We start from the raw sequence: 16,185 nt of genomic DNA, 5'->3' as shown, positions 1-16,185 counted from the left end.
TACCATATGAGCGCCGCCTAGCTCGAAAGATAATCTTGTGACTGTCAATGACGACTCGTTCACCAGTTGGAAGAACCGCGAGGAGATCGCGGAGTCGATGATCCCGATCATCGGGAAGCTGCACCGGGAGCAGGACGTCACCGTCCTGGTCCACAGCCGCTCCCTGGTGAACAAGTCGGTGGTCAGCATCCTCAAGACCCACCGCTTCGCCCGGCAGATCGACGGCGAGGAGCTCTCGGTCACCGAGACGCTCCCCTTCCTCCAGACGCTCACGACCCTCGACCTGGGCCCGTGCCAGATCGACATCGGCGTGCTGGCCGCGGACTACAAGACCGACGACCGCGGTCTCACCGTGGCCGAGTTCACCGCCGAGGCCGTCTCCGGCGCCATCGGCGAGAACAAGATCGAGCGCCGTGACGGACGCGACGTCGTCCTCTACGGCTTCGGCCGCATCGGCCGCCTCGTGGCCCGCCTCCTCATCGAGAAGGCCGGCTCCGGCAACGGTCTGCGCCTGCGCGCGATCGTCGTCCGCGGTGGCGGTGAGCAGGATCTGGTGAAGCGCGCCTCCCTGCTGCGCCGCGACTCCATCCACGGCCAGTTCCAGGGCACGATCACGGTCGACGAGGCGAACAGCACCATCGTCGCCAACGGCAACACCATCAAGGTGATCTACGCCAACGACCCCTCCGAGGTCGACTACACGGCGTACGGCATCGAGAACGCCATCCTCATCGACAACACCGGCAAGTGGCGCGACCGCGAGGGCCTCTCGAAGCACCTGCGCCCCGGCATCGACAAGGTCGTCCTCACCGCGCCCGGCAAGGGCGACGTGCCGAACATCGTGCACGGCGTGAACCACGACACGGTCAAGCCGGACGAGCAGATCCTGTCCTGCGCCTCCTGCACCACCAACGCGATCGTCCCGCCGCTGAAGGCGATGGACGACGAGTACGGCGTGCTGCGCGGCCACGTGGAGACGGTCCACTCGTTCACGAACGACCAGAACCTCCTGGACAACTACCACAAGGCCGACCGTCGCGGCCGTTCCGCGCCGCTCAACATGGTCATCACCGAGACCGGTGCCGCCTCGGCCGTCGCCAAGGCGCTTCCGGACCTCAAGGCCCCGATCACCGGCAGCTCGATCCGCGTCCCCGTCCCGGACGTCTCGATCGCGATCCTGAGCCTGCGCCTGGGCCGCGAGACCACCCGCGAGGAGGTCCTCGAGTACCTCCGCGACGTCTCGCTGCACTCGCCGCTGAAGCGCCAGATCGACTTCACCACGGCTCCCGACGCCGTCTCGATGGACTTCGTCGGCTCGCGCCACGCGTCCATCGTCGACGCCGGCGCGACCAAGGTCGACGGCGACAACGCGATCCTCTACCTCTGGTACGACAACGAGTTCGGCTACTCGTGCCAGGTCATCCGGGTCGTCCAGCACGTCTCCGGCGTCGAGTACCCGACCTTCCCGGTCCCGGCGGTCTGATCCCCGCACGCCACGGTCGAACGCCGCACTCCAGGTCCGGGGTGCGGCGCTCCGCCGTTCCCGGCGGCGAACCGAACGGGGCCGCACCGGCGTCCCACCCGCCATGAAGACGCTCACGTACGGGATACGCCAGCTCCTGCGCTTCGCGGTGCTGGAGGCGCGCTGCTGCGCCTTCGCCGTCGCGCTCGTCGGCGGCATCGCCGCCTCCACCCTGCTCCCCGAACTGCCGATCGCCCGGTACGACCTGCTGCTGCTCTACGGCATCGGGCTGACCGTCCTGGCGTGGCGGGTCGGCTGGGACACCGGCCGGGACGTGGCCGTCATCGCCGGCTGCCACGCGATCGGGCTCCTCTTCGAGCTGATCAAGGTGCGGATGGGCTCGTGGAGCTATCCCGAGGACGCGCTGACCAAGTTCGGCGGCGTCCCGCTCTACGGCGGATTCCTCTACGCGGCCCTGGGCAGCTACGTCTGCCGGGCCTGGCGCCTCTTCGACCTGCGGCTCACCGGGTACCGGCCACGGGTGACGGCGGTCCTCGCCGGAGCGGTGTACGTGAACTTCTTCAGCCACCACTGGCTGCCCGACCTCCGCTGGGTCCTCGCGGCGCTGCTCCTCGCGGCCACAGCGGGGACCTGGGTGCGCTTCCGGGTGGGGCCTGACGACCACCGGATGCCGCTGGCGCTGTCGTTCGTCCTCATCGGCTTCTTCCTGTGGATCGCCGAGAACGCGGCCACCTACGTCGGCGCGTGGAGCTACCCGGACCAGCTGGACGGCTGGCAGCCGGTCTCCCCCGCCAAGTTCGGCGCCTGGGCCCTCCTCATATCCGTCACCTTCGTCCTGACGGCGCACCGGGCGGGAAATCTCCTCCCGTCCGCACGGGCCCGGGAATAGGTCATTTCGTGCACCGCCCCGGACGACGTGCTACAGTCGACGGCAGTTGCAGTTGTGGTTCCCAAAGAACTTATGAGTGCCTTCGACGGTGGTGACATCGTCAGGCACTTTATGTGTTTTCGGTGCAGTTTTCCGACGGGGCAATCATCACGGCGACGCCGGGGTCCACACGGTGTGGACTTCCGGGTTACGCCCCGAAGGAGATTTGACATGGCCTCTGGCACCGTGAAGTGGTTCAACAGCGAAAAGGGCTTCGGCTTCATCGAGCAGGAGGGTGGCGGCCCGGACGTGTTCGCCCACTACTCCAACATCGCCACCTCCGGCTTCCGTGAGCTGCAGGAAGGCCAGAAGGTGACCTTCGACGTCACGCAGGGCCAGAAGGGCCCCCAGGCGGAGAACATCCTCCCCGCCTGACGTTGACACGTCCTTCGCAGCCGGGGCTCTCACCGTCGAGGTGAGGGCCCCGGCTCGTCGGTTTTTCCAGGCTTTTTCACGGACCGGGCGCCGCATTCCCGTCGGCGCGGCCGGATCCGTACGCAATCGGCGTTCGGTACGTTCTGGTGATTCACGGGCCACAGCCCCTCGTCGAATTCCTCGAAGCGCACCGTTTTCGAGGAAGGTCCCCATGAACAGCACCCCCCGCACGGGCAGGACACCCTCGGGCCCGGCGCCCGAGGGCGAATTCGCGGCCCCGTCGACGGTCACCCCGGCCCTGCCCGCCGTGGCCGGCTTCGCCGAGCTCGACCTGCCGGCCGAGGTGCGCGACGTACTGGCCCGCGAAGGCGTCGACACGCCCTTCCCGATCCAGGCCGCGACCCTGCCCGACGCCCTCGCGGGCCGCGACGTCCTCGGCCGCGGCCGGACCGGCTCCGGCAAGACCCTCGCCTTCGGCCTGCCCTTGCTGGTGCGCACCGCCGGGCGCCGCGCCGAGTCCCGCAAGCCGCTCGCCCTGGTCCTGGTGCCCACCCGCGAGCTGGCCCAGCAGGTCACGGAGGCGCTGGAGCCCTACGCCCGCGCCCTGAAGCTGCGCATGGCGACCGTGGTCGGCGGCCTGTCGATCGGCCGGCAGGCCACCGCGCTGCGCGACGGCGCGGAAGTCCTCGTCGCGACGCCGGGCCGGCTGACGGACCTCGTGGAGCGCAAGGACTGCCGTCTGGAGCGGGTGACGATCACCGTCCTGGACGAGGCCGATCAGATGGCGGACATGGGGTTCATGCCCCAGGTCACCGAGCTGCTCGACCGGGTGAACGCCGACGGCCAGCGGATGCTGTTCTCCGCCACCCTCGACGCCAACGTCGACCTCGTGGTCGAGCGCTATCTCGACGACCCGGTCGTCCACTCCGTCGACCCGTCGGCCGCCTCCGTCTCCACCATGGATCACCACGTCCTTCACGTGCACGGCGCCGACAAGTTCGCCACCGCCACGGAGATCGCCGCGCGCGACGGGCGGGTGATCATGTTCCTGCGCACCAGGCAGGCCGTCGACCGCTTCACGCGCCACCTGCTCGGCAGCGGCGTCCGGGCCGCGGCGCTGCACAGCGGCAAGTCGCAGCCGCTGCGGACCCGCACGCTGGAGCGCTTCCGCAGCGGCGAGGTCCCGGTGCTGGTCGCCACCAACGTGGCGGCGCGCGGCATCCACGTCGACGAGCTCGACCTCGTCGTCAACGTCGACCCGCCCGCCGACCACAAGGACTACCTCCACCGCGGCGGCCGGACCGCGCGCGCCGGCGAGTCCGGTCTCGTCGTCACCCTGGTCACCCCCGACGAGCGCCGCGACGTGGCGCGTCTGATGGCCGACGCGGGCATCAGGCCCCAGGTCACCCAGGTCCGCTCCGGCGAGGCCGAGCTGACCCGGATCACCGGCGCGCGGACTCCGTCCGGTGTGCCCGTCGACGGCAGCGCGCCGAGCCAGGAGGGCGTCAAGCGCGGCGGCGCGGCCTTCCGCGGCATGGGCACCGTCCCCGGCAAGCCCGGCCGCGCCAAGAACGAGTCGCGCCGCAGCGCGGAAGCCCGCAAGACCGCCGAGGCGCGGCAGGCCGCGCGTATCCGCAAGGGCCGCTGAGCGGATCCCGCCCCGGCCCAGACACCCCTTCCGGCCCCGCCGTCCGCGCTCGCGGACGGCGGGGCCGTCTCTCTGCCCGCCCGGCCGGACGCCGGGCCGCGAGACTCGACGCCCTGACGGTGAGGGGTGGTCGCGGGCCCGTCCGCGACGATCTTCGGCACACATCCGCCACATCGCAGAGCCTTGCCAGCCATGAAGTGGCGCCCTAGGGTCGCGGCCAGAAAGCGCTTTCTCCATTCCGTTCCCACACGAGAAGGAAGGCGAGGATGAGACGACCAGTCGTGCCGCGGCTCCACGCGGCACTGGCGACGATGGCCCTCGCGGTCACCACCGGTGCGGTCCTGACGATGCCCCAGGCGTCGGCGGCGACCGGAGGCGTCACCGGCTACGCGACCCAGAACGGCGGCACCACGGGCGGCGCGGGCGGCACCACCGTCCGGGCGACCACCGGCACCGCGATCCACGCGGCCCTGTGCGGCCGGGCCGACAGCGGCACACCGATCACCATCGAGGTGGAAGGAACCATCGACCACGCCAACACCGCCAAGGTGTCGGGCGACAGCTGCAACACCGCCGCCGGTGTGATCGAGCTGAAGCAGGTCAGCAACGTGACCCTCGTCGGCGTCGGCGGCGGCGCCGTCTTCGACCAGGTGGGCATCCACCTGCGCGAGGCGAGCAACATCGTCATCCGGAACGTGACCGTCAGGAACGTCAAGAAGTCCGGCTCCCCCACGTCCAACGGCGGCGACGCCATCGGGATGGAGAGCACCGTCCGCAACGTCTGGGTCGACCACACCACCCTCGAGGCGTCGGGCGGCGAGTCCGAGGGCTTCGACGGCCTCTTCGACATGAAGGACGACACCCGGTACGTGACCCTGTCCTACAGCATTCTGCGTAACTCCGGCCGAGGCGGCCTCGTCGGCTCCAGCGAGACCGACCTGTCGAACAGCTTCATCACCTACCACCACAACCTGTACGAGAACATCGACTCCCGTGCTCCCCTGCTCCGCGGCGGCATCGCCCACATGTACAACAACCACTACCTGAGCCTGAACGAGTCCGGCATCAACGCGCGGGCGGGCGCCCGCGCCAGGGTGGACGCCAACTACTTCGAGGACTCCAAGGACGTCCTGGGCACCTTCTACACCGACGCCGCCGGATACTGGCAGGTCAGCGGCAACATCTACGACAACGTCACCTGGTCCGCCCGCGGCACCGGGAACAACCCGGCGGGCCCCGACCCGCAGTCCACCACGACCGTCGCCCTTCCCTACGCCTTCACCGCGGACGCGGCGAGCTGCGTGCCCGCCGTCGTGAGCAGGACCGCCGGCGCCGGCAAGGGCCTGCTGGAGTCGGACGGCGCCTGCACGCCCCAGTCACCGAGCCCGACGCCGACCACTCCGACACCCACACCGACCACCCCCACGCCCACACCGACCCCGAGCTCTCCCACCACCCCGCCCACCACCGCCCCGCCCGGCGGGACCAACCTCAGCCTCGGCGCCGGGTCCGACGGCTCCGGCAAGGCCGACGGCACGAGTTACGGAAACGTCCGGGACGGCAGCCTGAGCACCTACTGGTCGCCCCCCGGCACGACCGGTTCCGTATCGATCAAGTGGGGCTCCCCCACGGCCGTTTCCTCCGCGGTCGTCAAGGAGACGTCCGGCGCCACGGGCCGCATCGGTTCCTGGCGCGTCGTCGACGCCGGCACCGGGAGCGTCCTCGCCTCGGGCAGCGGGGCGGGGGTGATCACCTTCGCCCGCACGACCCTGAGCAAGCTCACTTTCGAGATCACCGGTTCGAACGGCACACCGCAGGTCGCGGAGTTCGAGACGTACGCCTGACCGTGGCACGACCAGGTGCCCGCCGGCTCCGGCTTCCCCCGGATCCGGCGGGCATCGCCGTGTCGGCGCAGGCTCCGCCGGAGGCCCGACATCCGGATCTCCACGGCGTCGGCCCCGGGGACAACCGCCGGGGGTCGTCCGGTCGGTGTCGACAGGACCGTCCCCGGGCATCTCGGTCAGGGGTGGAGGCGGGTGAGGCCGTGGACGAGGAGGCCGAGTCCGAAGGCGAACTCCTCGTCGGCGGATACCGAGGTGAGGGACCGGGCGGCCTGGAGGAGGGCGGGGTACGCCGCCGGGTCGAGCCCCCGGTAGAAGGCGGCGAGCCTGGGACCGTCGTCGGGGGCGGCGGGACCGTGCTGCTGGGCGGTGAACCCGATGACGTAGTGGGTGACGGCGGTGAAGGCGCGGGCGGCGAGGTCCGCCGGGAGGCCGTGGGCGAGGAGCGCGCCGAGGACGCGCTCGCGCTGGGCCAGGCCGTGGGGGCCCACGGGCACCTGGGCCATGAGCAGCGGCAGGGTGTGGGGGTGGCGGCGCAGCGCGTCGTGGAAGCGGTGGGCCGTGACGGTGAGCGTCTCGCGCCAGTCGGCCAGCCCGGCGAGGTCGTCGAGGACGGGTTCGCCGAGGACGCGGTCGACGACGTACGCGAGGAGCTCGCCCTTGCCCTCGAAGTGGCGGTAGAGGGTGGCCGTGCCGGAGTCCAGGGCGTCGGCCAGCAGGCGCAGGGAGAACGCCTGGGTGCCGTGCTCGTCGACGAGGCGCAGGGCGGTGTCGACGATGCGGGCGGTGTCGAGCGAGGGCCGGCCGCGGCGCCGCGGCGCGGAGGGATCCGGCGCGGCGGCGTGGCGTGCGGCCCACCAGGCGGGGCTGCCGGGGGGCGGCGTGGTGGCGGCCATGCGGTGGGGCTCTCTCTCGCTGCGCGGGTGACGCCCGGGGCCGTGCGGGGCTGCCGGCCGCCCTCGGGGGTGCCGTGGACACGCTACCGGTCGGCGGCGGGCGGCCCGAACAGGGCGGGGAGGCGCACGTCTCCGGTCCGGTCGACGGGGGCGACGGCGCCGACGTGGCCGTCGGGGCGGACGAGCAGGACGGTGTCCTCGGTGATGCCGTAGGCGGTGAGCAGGGCCTCCTCGTCCGGTGTGCGGGGTGTGGTGCGGTTCAGGACGGTGTGGCGGCGCAGGGGTGCGCCGGCGGCCGGCCAGGGGAGGCGTCCGGTGGCGGTGGCGGCCCGGTCGCCGAAGGCGAGGGCGGTGAAGTGCGGGCCGCGGTAGAGGTCGAAGAGACGCTGCGCGGTGGGCGTGGGCTGGGGCAGGGGCGCGTCGGGGGCGCGGTCGCCGCAGCGGAGGGCGTCGGTGCGGGGGGCGTCGGCCGGGGCGAGGGGGCCGCCGAAGTAGGAGATGTCCAGCTGGTGTTCGTCGTGGCCGCGGGTGAGCCGGCCGGGCCGGGGCCGGCGGAGTCCTTCGTACAGTTCGGTCGAGCGGCCGAGGACCCGGGCGGCGACGGGACGGCGCTCGGCCTCGTAGCTGTCGAGGAGGCTGTCGGCGGCGCCGGCGAGGACCTGCTGGAGCTTCCAGCCGAGGTTGTGGGCGTCCTGGACGCCCGTGTTGAGGCCCTGGGCGCCGGCGGGCGTGTGGACGTGGGCGGCGTCGCCGCACAGCAGGAGGCGCCCGTGGCGGTAGCGCGCGGCGAGGCGGACGTTGGGGCGGAAGACAGAGCTCCAGCTGACGTCGCGCAGGGCGAGGGAGCGGCCGACGCGGCGGCGGAAGAGGGTGGCGAGGGCGGTCTCGGTGAGGTCCTCGGCGGTGTCGGCCTCCCCCGGCCGCACCTTGATCATGACCTGGAAGCGGTCGCCGCCGGGCAGCGGGCAGGCCGCGACGCTGCGTCCGCGTGCCCGGGGCCAGACGTGCCAGTGGTCACGGCCGAGGCCGTCGACGGCGGCGTCGACGAGGATCATCCGGTCGGTCTCGTCGGTGGAGCCCTCGAAGGCGATGCCGGCGGCCTTGCGCACGGTGCTCCCGCCGCCGTCGGCGCCGACGACGTAGCGGCCGGTGAGCAGCCGGCCGTCGTGCAGGCGGACCGCGCAGAAGTCGTCCTCCTGGGTGACCGCCACGGCCCGCGCGCCGTATTCGACTCCCGCGCCCAGGTGTTCGACGGCGGCGCGCAGGAGGTCGGCGGTGGCGTACTGCGGGAGCAGGAGGAGGTCGGCGTACGGCGTGCCCGCGGTCTCCGGTGCGGTGGCGTGCATCTGCCACGCGGTGGTCCAGGGGCCGAGGTGGAGGCCCATGGGCGGGTAGGCGCCGCCGGCCGCGAGTGCGGCGTCGGCGAGGCCGAGGTCGTCGAGGACCTCCAGGGTGCGGGGCTGGATCCCCTTGGCCCGGGACCCCTCGAACCGGGCCCCGTCGCGTTCCAGGAGCCGTACGGAGACACCGCGTCGTACCAGGTCGAGGGTGAGGGCCAGTCCGACGGGCCCGGCGCCGACGACGATCACGTCGGTGTCGGTGTGGGTGTCGGTGTCGTTGTCGGGGTCGATGCCGGTGGTGGCCTGTGCGTTCATTCCGCTCCCCTCGCCGGTCCCCGTGGAGGGGAGCCGTGAGCCAATAACGGATACACCGTAGCCGAAATAATCGGGTCGCCGACACGGCCCCCTTCGGTGACGACTTGTCGCCACATGCGGATGGATGCCTTCCGGACCGGGCAAGGTGGGGCAGATCGCCCGCGGGCGAGGGACGCCCGCACGAAAGGAGCGTGCCGTGCTGAACGACCTCTTCGACCGGCTCCTGCGACGGGGCGCCCGCGCCCCCGAGGGGGCCGCGGCCATCCCCGAACAGCAGCCGGGAGACCTCGTGCTCGACGCGGACTTCGCCTCCGCCTCCCAGTGGCTCGCGGGTCACTCCTGGGCCTATCCCGACGGCGGACCGACCAACCACGGCGACAACAAACTCGACCACCTGGTGGAGGATCCGTCGTACAGCCGCACCGGAGTCTTCCGGGCGACCCGCCGCACCGACGGCGACTGGAACGCCGGGCTGCTCACGACGGAGGGCAGCCCCGAGGGGTTCCTCGTGCGCACCGGCGACATCCTCGTGGCGCGGGTGCGCCTGCCCGTGGAGACGGGAGCGTGGCCGGCGATCTGGACCTGGCTCGACGGCGGGCAGGAGATCGACGTCTTCGAGTACCACCCCGACAACCCCGACCTGCTCGAACTCTCCAACCGGGTCCGCGGGCGCTACCACTACTACCGGAACCCGGCCATCCGGCCGGGGGCGTGGGTCGACCTCCGGATCGAGTTCGGCGCCCGCTCGGTCATCTGGTGGGTGAACGGCGTGCGGGCCTTCGACGACCGCCGCGGGGTGGGGCGCGGCTGGCGGGCCCATCTCATCGTCAACCTCTCGGTCTGCGCCGGGCGTTACCACCCGGCGCCCACACCGGGGACGTCGGAGATGTCGTACGAGGTGACGGGGCTCCGCGTGTACCGGCCGCGCACCACCTTCCCGCCCCGGCGGACGGCCTGACGACCGCCGGGCGGCGGGGGCGCCCGGCGCACGTCGACCCCCGCGGACCCGCGGGCCTCCGTGAGGCCCCCCTCCTGCTCACCGCCTGACACCGCAGAAACTTTCTGAAACATTCAGCAAGATCTTGCCGTCGAGGTCGACGACTGCTTGACTCACCAGCGATCAGAGGCAGTTGCCGGCCCCTTCGCGCCACCCGCGCAGGGGCCGGCCTGCTTCCCTCGCCACGAGAGGAACAGCGATGAGCAGCGAGTACGACGTCCTCGTCCTAGGAGGGTCGGGCGTGGACACGATCGTGTACGTTCCCGAGCTCCCGCTTCCGTACGCCGACAGCTACATGATCCGGCCGGGCATCGAGACCCGCGCCGGGCAGACCGGCGACTTCGTGGCACTCGGGCTGAGTTCGCTGGGGCTGCGGACGCACCACCTCGACATGATCGGCGACGACCCTTCGGGCGACCTCCTCCGGGCCTTCCACCGCGACCGGGGCATCGGGTTCACCGAGGTGCCGCTGCCCGGAGGCACGAAGCGGGCCGTCAACCTCGTCGGCCCCGACGGCCGACGGCTCTCCCTCTACGACGACAGCCGGTCGCGGGAGTCGGACCGGCTGCCCGAGGAGCTCGTCGGCGCGCTGGCGGCGGTGAGCCGGCACGCGCACGTCTCCATCACCCCTCCCTGCGCCTTCACCCTGCCCCTGCTGCGGGAGGCGGGGCTCACCGTCTCCACCGACCTGCACAACTGGGACGGCGAGAACCCGTATCACGAGCCGTTCGCCTACGGAGCCGACATCGTCTTCGTCTCCACCACCGCCCTGACGGACCGGGAGAAGACCATGCGCCGAATCCTGGAGAAGGGCCGGGCCGAGGTCGTGGTGGCCACCGCGGGCGCCGAGGGCGCGTACATGCTGAGCGCGGACGGGCTCGTCCACGTCCCGACCGTGGAGCCCCGCGAACCGGTCGTCGACTCCAACGGCGCCGGCGACGCCTTCGCCTCCGGCTTCCTCTTCGGCCGCCTCACCGGCCGGCCCCTGAAGCGCTGCGCCCTCTACGGCTCCATCGCCGGCGCCTTCGCCTGCACCGTTCCCGCCACCGGCAGCGAGGCCATCGACCGCGCGGCGCTGCTGCGCGAGGCGGACGCGGCCAATGGCGCTTCGCAGGACGGACGATGACGGACGGTGGTGGAGGGGGCCCAGCCCCTGGCACCGCTGTTCACCCCGGACCGAAGCGACCGGCTCGACCTCCAGGGCAAGGCCATCCGCGAGACGGCGGGATCCAGAAGCCCGCGAACTCCCCCGACCCGTCGGTGCAGCAGGCCGTCCCGCTGAACACCACGCACTGGCTGACCCACGACACAGGGTTGCCGTGTCAGCCGCACGGGCGCCCCGGGTAGGCGTCGGTCTCCGGGGCGCCGGCGTGGCGCATGCGGCGGACGACCTCGGGGAGGGCGGTGTCGTCGACGGGGACGGGGAGGTTGAGTTCGGTGTCGAAGACCATGAGGTCGGGGGCGGGGTGCCAGATGACCCAGCGGGGCGGCGAGGTCGGTGCCTGCCACAGGGGTGCGTAGGGGGCGAGGCCGTCGTCCGTCGTCACTGCTTTCCGCCTTCCGCGCGGCGGCCGTCCACGTAGGTCGCGACCACATCGATGTCGCCGATGCGCGAGGGGTCGACCCGGTGCGGGTCGTCGCCGAGGACCACCAGGTCGGCCCGCTTGCCGGGGGCGAGGGCGCCGGCGCTGTCGTCCCAGCGGCAGGCGTAGGCGCCGGCGACGGTGTAGGCGCGGAGGGCCTCGTCGACGGTGACGGCCTCGTCGGGGCCGATCGGGCGGCCGGAGAGGGAGGCCCGCTCGACCATGAACTGGACGGCGCGCAGGGGGGATCCGTCGGTGACGGGTCGGTCGGAGCTCCCGACGAGCGTGACGCCGTGGTCGAGGAAGCCGCGGCCCCGGTACATCCACGGGGCCCGTTCCTCGCCCATGATGTCGGCGTAGTCGTCGCCGAAGTACCGCAGGAAGTTGGGCTGGACGACGGCGCTGACGCCGAGCCGGGCGAAACGCGGGAGCTGGTCGGGCCGGACCAGCCCGGCGTGCTCGACGCGGTGCCGGGCGTCGGGGCGGGGCCGGAGCGCCTGGGCCCGCTCCAGCGCGTCGAGGGCGAGGTCGGCGGCGCGGTCGCCGATGGCGTGGACGGCGAGCTGCCAGCCGGCGAGGTGGCCGTCCACGATCAGCCGGGTGAGCGTCTCGGGGTCGTCCTGGAGCTGGCCGGTGTGGTCGGTGCCCTGGTAGGGGGCGGTGAGCGCGGCCGTGCGGGCCATCATGCCGCCGTCCGTGTAGATCTTGAGGGCGCCCACGGACAGCCAGTCGTCGCCGAACCCGGTCCGCAGGCCGAGGTCGAGGGCGCGGGGGATGCCGTCGTCCGCGTGGGCGGCGCGCGGCCGCAGGGTGTCGCCGGCCGGCATGAGCTGGACCCGCAGCGGCAACCGGCCCTGGTCCCTGAGAAGTTGGTACGCGCCGAGTTCCACCGGGCTGTGCCCCAGGAGACCGCCGCCGATGCCCGCCTCCGCGCAGGCGGTGATGCCCTCGGCGAGACAGGCTCGCCCGGCGTGCTCGATCGCGTCGGCGAGCTCCTCCTGGGAGTACGGCAGACGGAGACGGCGTACGGCGGTCATGGCGCTCTCGGCCAGGAAGCCGTCCTGGTGGGGCACTTCGGCCGGCAGCAGGTCGAGCACGGCGCTGTTGACGACGCAGGCGTGCCCCGAGTCGTGCATGACGAAGACCTTGCGGCCGTGGGCGGCCCGGTCGAGTTCGGCGGCGGTGAGGTGGCGCCCCAGCGACCGCTGGTCGTATCCGGCGATGTCGACCCAGGCGCCGGGCGCGCGCCCGCGCGCGGCCTCCTCGACGACGGCGAGGACGTCCTCGACGCGCTCGCAGGGGGCGATGGTGGGGGTGGCGGCCTTGAGTCCGGCCCAGGCCAGGTGGACGTGGCTGTCGATGAACCCGGGCAGGACGGTGGCGCCCTGGAGGTCGACGACCTCGCGTGCGGGCAGCGAGGCCACGGCCGCGTCGAGGCCGACGACGCGGCCCCGCCAGATGCCGAGGTCGTGGGCGACGGGATGGTCGGGGTCCAGGGTGAGGATGTGCGCGTTCGTCAGCCGCGTGCAGAGCATCGTCGGTCCGTCCGGTCGTCGTCGTCAGGGGGTCGGGGCCGGCACCGGGCCGGCGGGGGTGCCGTCACGCTCCTCCGCGTACCGCCGGGGGGCCGCCGGCACCATCAGCGGGGTTCCCGTCTCCGGGTCGTCGATGATCCGGCAGGGCAGGCCGAACACGTCCTCGACGAGGGCGGCGGTCATGATCGTGGACGGGTCGCCCTCGGCCGCGATGAAGCCGCCGGGGCGCATGACGATCAGGTGGGTGGCGTAGCGGCATGCCTGGTTGAGGTCGTGCAGGACGGCGACGACGGTGTGGCCGTCGCGGGCGTGCAGCCGTGCGCAGAGGTCGAGGACCTCGACCTGGTGGGCGATGTCGAGGAAGGTGGTCGGCTCGTCGAGGAGGAGGATCGGGGTCTGCTGGGCGAGCACCATCGACAGCCAGACGCGCTGGCGCTGGCCGCCGGAGAGGTCGTCGACGGGCCGGTCGGCGAGTTCGAGGACGCCGGTCTGGCGCATCGCCTCGACGACGGCCGCCTCGTCGTCGGCGGACCACTGCTTCAGCAGCCCCTGGTGCGGGTAGCGGCCGCGGGCCACCAGGTCGCCGACGGTGATGCCGCCGGGCGCGGTGGAGGACTGCGGGAGCAGTCCGAGCCTGCGGGCGACCTCACGGGACCGGTAGGAGCCGATGGCGGCGCCGTCGAGGTAGACCTGTCCGGCACGGGGTCGGAGCATGCGGGCGAGGGCCGTGAGGAGGGTGGACTTGCCGCAGGCGTTCGGTCCGACGATCACGGTGAAGGAGCGGTCGGGGATGTCGACGCCGAGGCCGGTCGCCACCGTCCGCCGGTCGTAGGAGAGGGTGAGGTTCTCGGCGCGCAGGCGGGGGGCCGAAGGGTCGGTCGGGGTCATGCGCGGCTCTTTCGCGACTCGGTGACGAGGAGACAGACGAGGTAGACGCCGCCGACGCAGCCGGTCGCGGTGCCCACCGGGAGGAGCGCGGGTGCGAAGAGGCGCTGGACGGCGAGGTCGCTGACGGCGAGCATGACGGCGCCCGTGAGGGCGGAGGCCAGCAGGGCCGGACCGGCCGACCCGGTGAGCCGGCGGGCCACCTGGGGGGCCGCCAGGGCGACGAACCAGATGGGGCCCGTGACGGCGGTGGCGAAGGCGGCGAGGGCGACGGCGACGACCAGCAGCACCGTGCGGGTGCGGGTCACGTCGACGCCGAGGGCCATGGCGGTGGTGTCGCCCATCTCGACCATGGAGAGCCGCCGGGAGAGCAGCAGGGCGAGCGGCAGCAGGACGGCGACGGCGAGGCCGATGGCCTGGGCGTGGGTCCACAGCCTGTTGCCGAGGCTGCCGATCAGCCATGCCTGCGCCTCCAGCGCCTCCTGGAAGGTCGCCCGGGTGATGAGGTACGAGTTGACCGCGAGGAGCAGCGCGCTGACGCCGATTCCGACGACGACCAGCCGGAAGCCCTGGATTCCCCTGCCGAGCATGAGGAGGTGGACGGCGAGGGCGGTGGCGAGGCCGCCGGCCAGCGCGCCGATCGCGATCTGGGTCATGCTGCCGTGGAGGAGCACGATCACGACGAGCGCGCCCACGGCCGAGCCGTTGGTGAAGCCGATGATGTCGGGGCTGCCGAGCGGGTTGCCCGTGATGCTCTGCAGGATGGCCCCGCTCACCGCGAGCGCGGCGCCGACGCACAGCGCGGTGACGAGGCGGGGCATGCGCAGGGTGTTGACGACGAAGTCGGCGGGCCCTGATCCGTCTCCGGTGAGCGCCCGGGCGACCTCGCCCACGGAGAGGTCGAAGTCGCCGGTGGTGAGGCTGACGCCCATGACGGCGACGAGCGCGGCGAGCAGGGCCGCGGTCACGGCGGCGGCGCGGCCCCGCACCAGCAGGGAGAGGTTCCCCGAGCGGGTGCGGACGAGGCGGCCGGTGACGACCCGGGACGGGGCCGCGGCCCGTGCGGGTCCCGGAGCGGCCTCGGGCGCGGGTCCCGGGGGCGTGGCCGGCGCGGACCCCGGCGCGCCTTGCGGCGGGGAGGTCTTCGGCCCCCGTACGGCACTCACAGCATGACCAGCTTTCGGCGGCGGCACAGGGCGATGAAGAGGGGGGCGCCGAGGAAGGCGGTGACGATGCCGACCTGCACCTCGCCGGGGGCTCCGAGGACCCGGCCGAGGACGTCCGAGCCGAGCAGGAGGACGGGCGCGAGCAGCATGGAGTACGCGAACACCCAGCGCTGGTCGGGGCCGACGACGAAGCGGGCGACGTGCGGGACGGCGAGGCCCACGAAGCCGATGGGGCCGGCGGCCGCGGTGGCGGCGCCGCACAGCAGCATCACGGCGACGGCGCCCAGGGCGCGGGTCCGGCCGACGTTCACGCCGAGGGCCCGGCCCATCTGGTCGCCCATGGCCAGGGCGTTGAGGGACGGGGCGAGGACCAGGGCGATCAGCACGCCCACGCCGACGAAGGGCAGGGCCATGAGGACGATGTCGTGGGAGCGGCCGGCGAGGGAGCCGACGGTCCAGAAGCGGAACTGGTCGAAGGCCCTGGGGTCGAGCAGCAGGACCGCCCAGTTGAAGGCGTACAGCACCGCCGTGACGGCGGCTCCGGCGACGACGAGCCGCTCGGGCGAGGCGAGTGTCCGGCCGGAGGAGCCGAGGAGGTAGACGCCGGTGGAGGCGGCGGCCGCGCCGGCGAGGGCGAACCAGACGTAGCCGAGCGGGGCGGCGACGCCGAAGAAGGCGATGGCCACGACCACGCCCGCGGAGGCTCCCAGGTTGACGCCGAGCATGCCCGGGTCGGCGAGCGGGTTGCGCGTCAGGGCCTGCATGAGGGCGCCGGAGAGGCCGAGGGCGGTGCCGACGAGGGTGCCGAGGATCGTGCGGGGGACGCGGTAGTCGTGGATGATCACCGACGTCTCCGAGCCGTCGGGGTGCCACAGGACATCCCAGGTGGCGGTGAAGGGGATGCCCCGGGTGCCGACCCACACGCTGAGGAGCGCGACGAGCACCAGCGCCCCGGCGGCCGTGAGGAGGCCCAGGCCGCGCAGGGTCGTTCCGGCGCGGCTCGCGCGGGGAGGCGCGGGCCTGCCGTCCGGGCCGTCGTCGTCGGGGGGTCCGGAGGCCACCCGGGGTAAACGGGACTGGACGGACAACGACGGCTCCCCTGACGGCAGTTGAGGCGTTGGACGCGGCCCGGCACACGGAAGCAGACGAGCCGATACTTAGGTGAGGCTAACCGAACTCGATCGACCGGTCAA

The 16,185-nt window shown here is 72.8% G+C and carries 14 protein-coding genes; 7 read left to right on the top strand and 7 right to left on the bottom strand.

Features of this window, described 5'->3' with window-relative positions; genetic code table 11:
- The first annotated feature begins 37 nt into the window (after nt 1-37).
- The 5 genes from AB0424_RS01555 (at nt 38) to AB0424_RS01535 (ending at nt 6,278) form a co-directional block, all read left to right on the top strand.
- The gene (locus AB0424_RS01555) at nt 38-1,483 is read left to right on the top strand and encodes a glyceraldehyde-3-phosphate dehydrogenase (RefSeq protein WP_366301310.1); all 1,446 of its coding nucleotides are present in this window, start codon (nt 38-40) and stop codon (nt 1,481-1,483) included.
- Nucleotides 1,484-1,586: 103 nt separating this feature from the next.
- The gene (locus tag AB0424_RS01550; protein ID WP_366301308.1) at nt 1,587-2,372 is read left to right on the top strand and encodes a DUF817 domain-containing protein; all 786 of its coding nucleotides are present in this window, start codon (nt 1,587-1,589) and stop codon (nt 2,370-2,372) included.
- A 210-nt stretch (nt 2,373-2,582) separates the two neighbouring features.
- A complete protein-coding gene (locus AB0424_RS01545; protein ID WP_057577999.1) occupies nt 2,583-2,786 on the top strand; it encodes a cold-shock protein in 204 nt (67 codons plus the stop codon).
- 211 nt (nt 2,787-2,997) lie between these two features.
- On the top strand, nt 2,998-4,434 hold the full coding sequence (locus AB0424_RS01540; protein ID WP_366301306.1) for a DEAD/DEAH box helicase: 1,437 nt from the start codon (nt 2,998-3,000) through the stop codon (nt 4,432-4,434).
- 266 nt (nt 4,435-4,700) lie between these two features.
- Nucleotides 4,701-6,278 carry a pectate lyase gene (locus AB0424_RS01535; RefSeq protein WP_366301305.1) on the top strand — a complete coding sequence of 526 codons (1,578 nt, stop codon included), beginning with the start codon at nt 4,701-4,703 and terminating at the stop codon, nt 6,276-6,278.
- 176 nt (nt 6,279-6,454) lie between these two features.
- Here AB0424_RS01535 and AB0424_RS01530 read toward each other — a convergent pair whose 3' ends face one another.
- Together AB0424_RS01530 and AB0424_RS01525 are read right to left on the bottom strand one after the other, a co-directional pair.
- Nucleotides 6,455-7,171 carry a TetR/AcrR family transcriptional regulator gene (locus AB0424_RS01530; protein ID WP_366301303.1) on the bottom strand — a complete coding sequence of 239 codons (717 nt, stop codon included), beginning with the start codon at nt 7,169-7,171 and terminating at the stop codon, nt 6,455-6,457.
- A gap of 83 nt (nt 7,172-7,254) precedes the next feature.
- Nucleotides 7,255-8,826, bottom strand: coding sequence for an FAD-dependent monooxygenase (locus AB0424_RS01525; RefSeq protein WP_366301301.1), 1,572 nt, complete (start codon nt 8,824-8,826; stop codon nt 7,255-7,257).
- A gap of 262 nt (nt 8,827-9,088) precedes the next feature.
- On the opposite strand from AB0424_RS01525, the gene AB0424_RS01520 reads away from it, so the two are divergent.
- Together AB0424_RS01520 and AB0424_RS01515 are read left to right on the top strand one after the other, a co-directional pair.
- A complete protein-coding gene (locus AB0424_RS01520) occupies nt 9,089-9,784 on the top strand; it encodes a beta-glucanase (RefSeq protein WP_366301850.1) in 696 nt (231 codons plus the stop codon).
- A gap of 238 nt (nt 9,785-10,022) precedes the next feature.
- Complete coding sequence (locus AB0424_RS01515) at nt 10,023-10,949, top strand: adenosine kinase (protein ID WP_366301300.1); 927 nt, start codon at nt 10,023-10,025, stop codon at nt 10,947-10,949.
- Between the two features lie 196 nt (nt 10,950-11,145).
- On the opposite strand, the gene AB0424_RS01510 is transcribed toward AB0424_RS01515, so the two are convergent.
- The 5 genes from AB0424_RS01510 to AB0424_RS01490 are packed head-to-tail and all read right to left on the bottom strand — an operon-like array spanning nt 11,146 to nt 16,053.
- Nucleotides 11,146-11,370 (bottom strand): hypothetical protein, encoded by a 225-nt coding sequence (locus tag AB0424_RS01510; RefSeq protein ID WP_366301298.1) that lies wholly within the window; start codon nt 11,368-11,370, stop codon nt 11,146-11,148.
- On the bottom strand, nt 11,367-12,941 hold the full coding sequence (locus tag AB0424_RS01505) for an amidohydrolase (protein WP_366301297.1): 1,575 nt from the start codon (nt 12,939-12,941) through the stop codon (nt 11,367-11,369). The genes AB0424_RS01510 and AB0424_RS01505 overlap by 4 nt, the downstream gene beginning before the upstream one ends.
- Before the next feature lie 24 nt (nt 12,942-12,965).
- Entirely contained in the window at nt 12,966-13,829 is an 864-nt protein-coding gene (locus tag AB0424_RS01500; RefSeq protein WP_366301296.1) for an ABC transporter ATP-binding protein, read from the bottom strand.
- On the bottom strand, nt 13,826-14,992 hold the full coding sequence (locus AB0424_RS01495) for an iron chelate uptake ABC transporter family permease subunit (protein WP_366301295.1): 1,167 nt from the start codon (nt 14,990-14,992) through the stop codon (nt 13,826-13,828). Before AB0424_RS01495 ends, AB0424_RS01500 begins: the two co-directional genes overlap by 4 nt.
- Nucleotides 14,989-16,053, bottom strand: a complete 1,065-nt coding sequence (locus AB0424_RS01490; protein ID WP_366301294.1) for an iron chelate uptake ABC transporter family permease subunit — start codon at nt 16,051-16,053, stop codon at nt 14,989-14,991. Before AB0424_RS01490 ends, AB0424_RS01495 begins: the two co-directional genes overlap by 4 nt.
- Between the last annotated feature and the right edge of the window lie 132 nt (nt 16,054-16,185).

It is taken from the genome of Streptomyces sp. NPDC051180 (genome assembly GCF_040689545.1).
GTDB lineage: Bacteria > Actinomycetota > Actinomycetes > Streptomycetales > Streptomycetaceae > Streptomyces.
The sequence above is the reverse complement of the archived record's forward strand: the minus strand, read 5'-3'. Positions and strand labels throughout refer to the sequence as shown.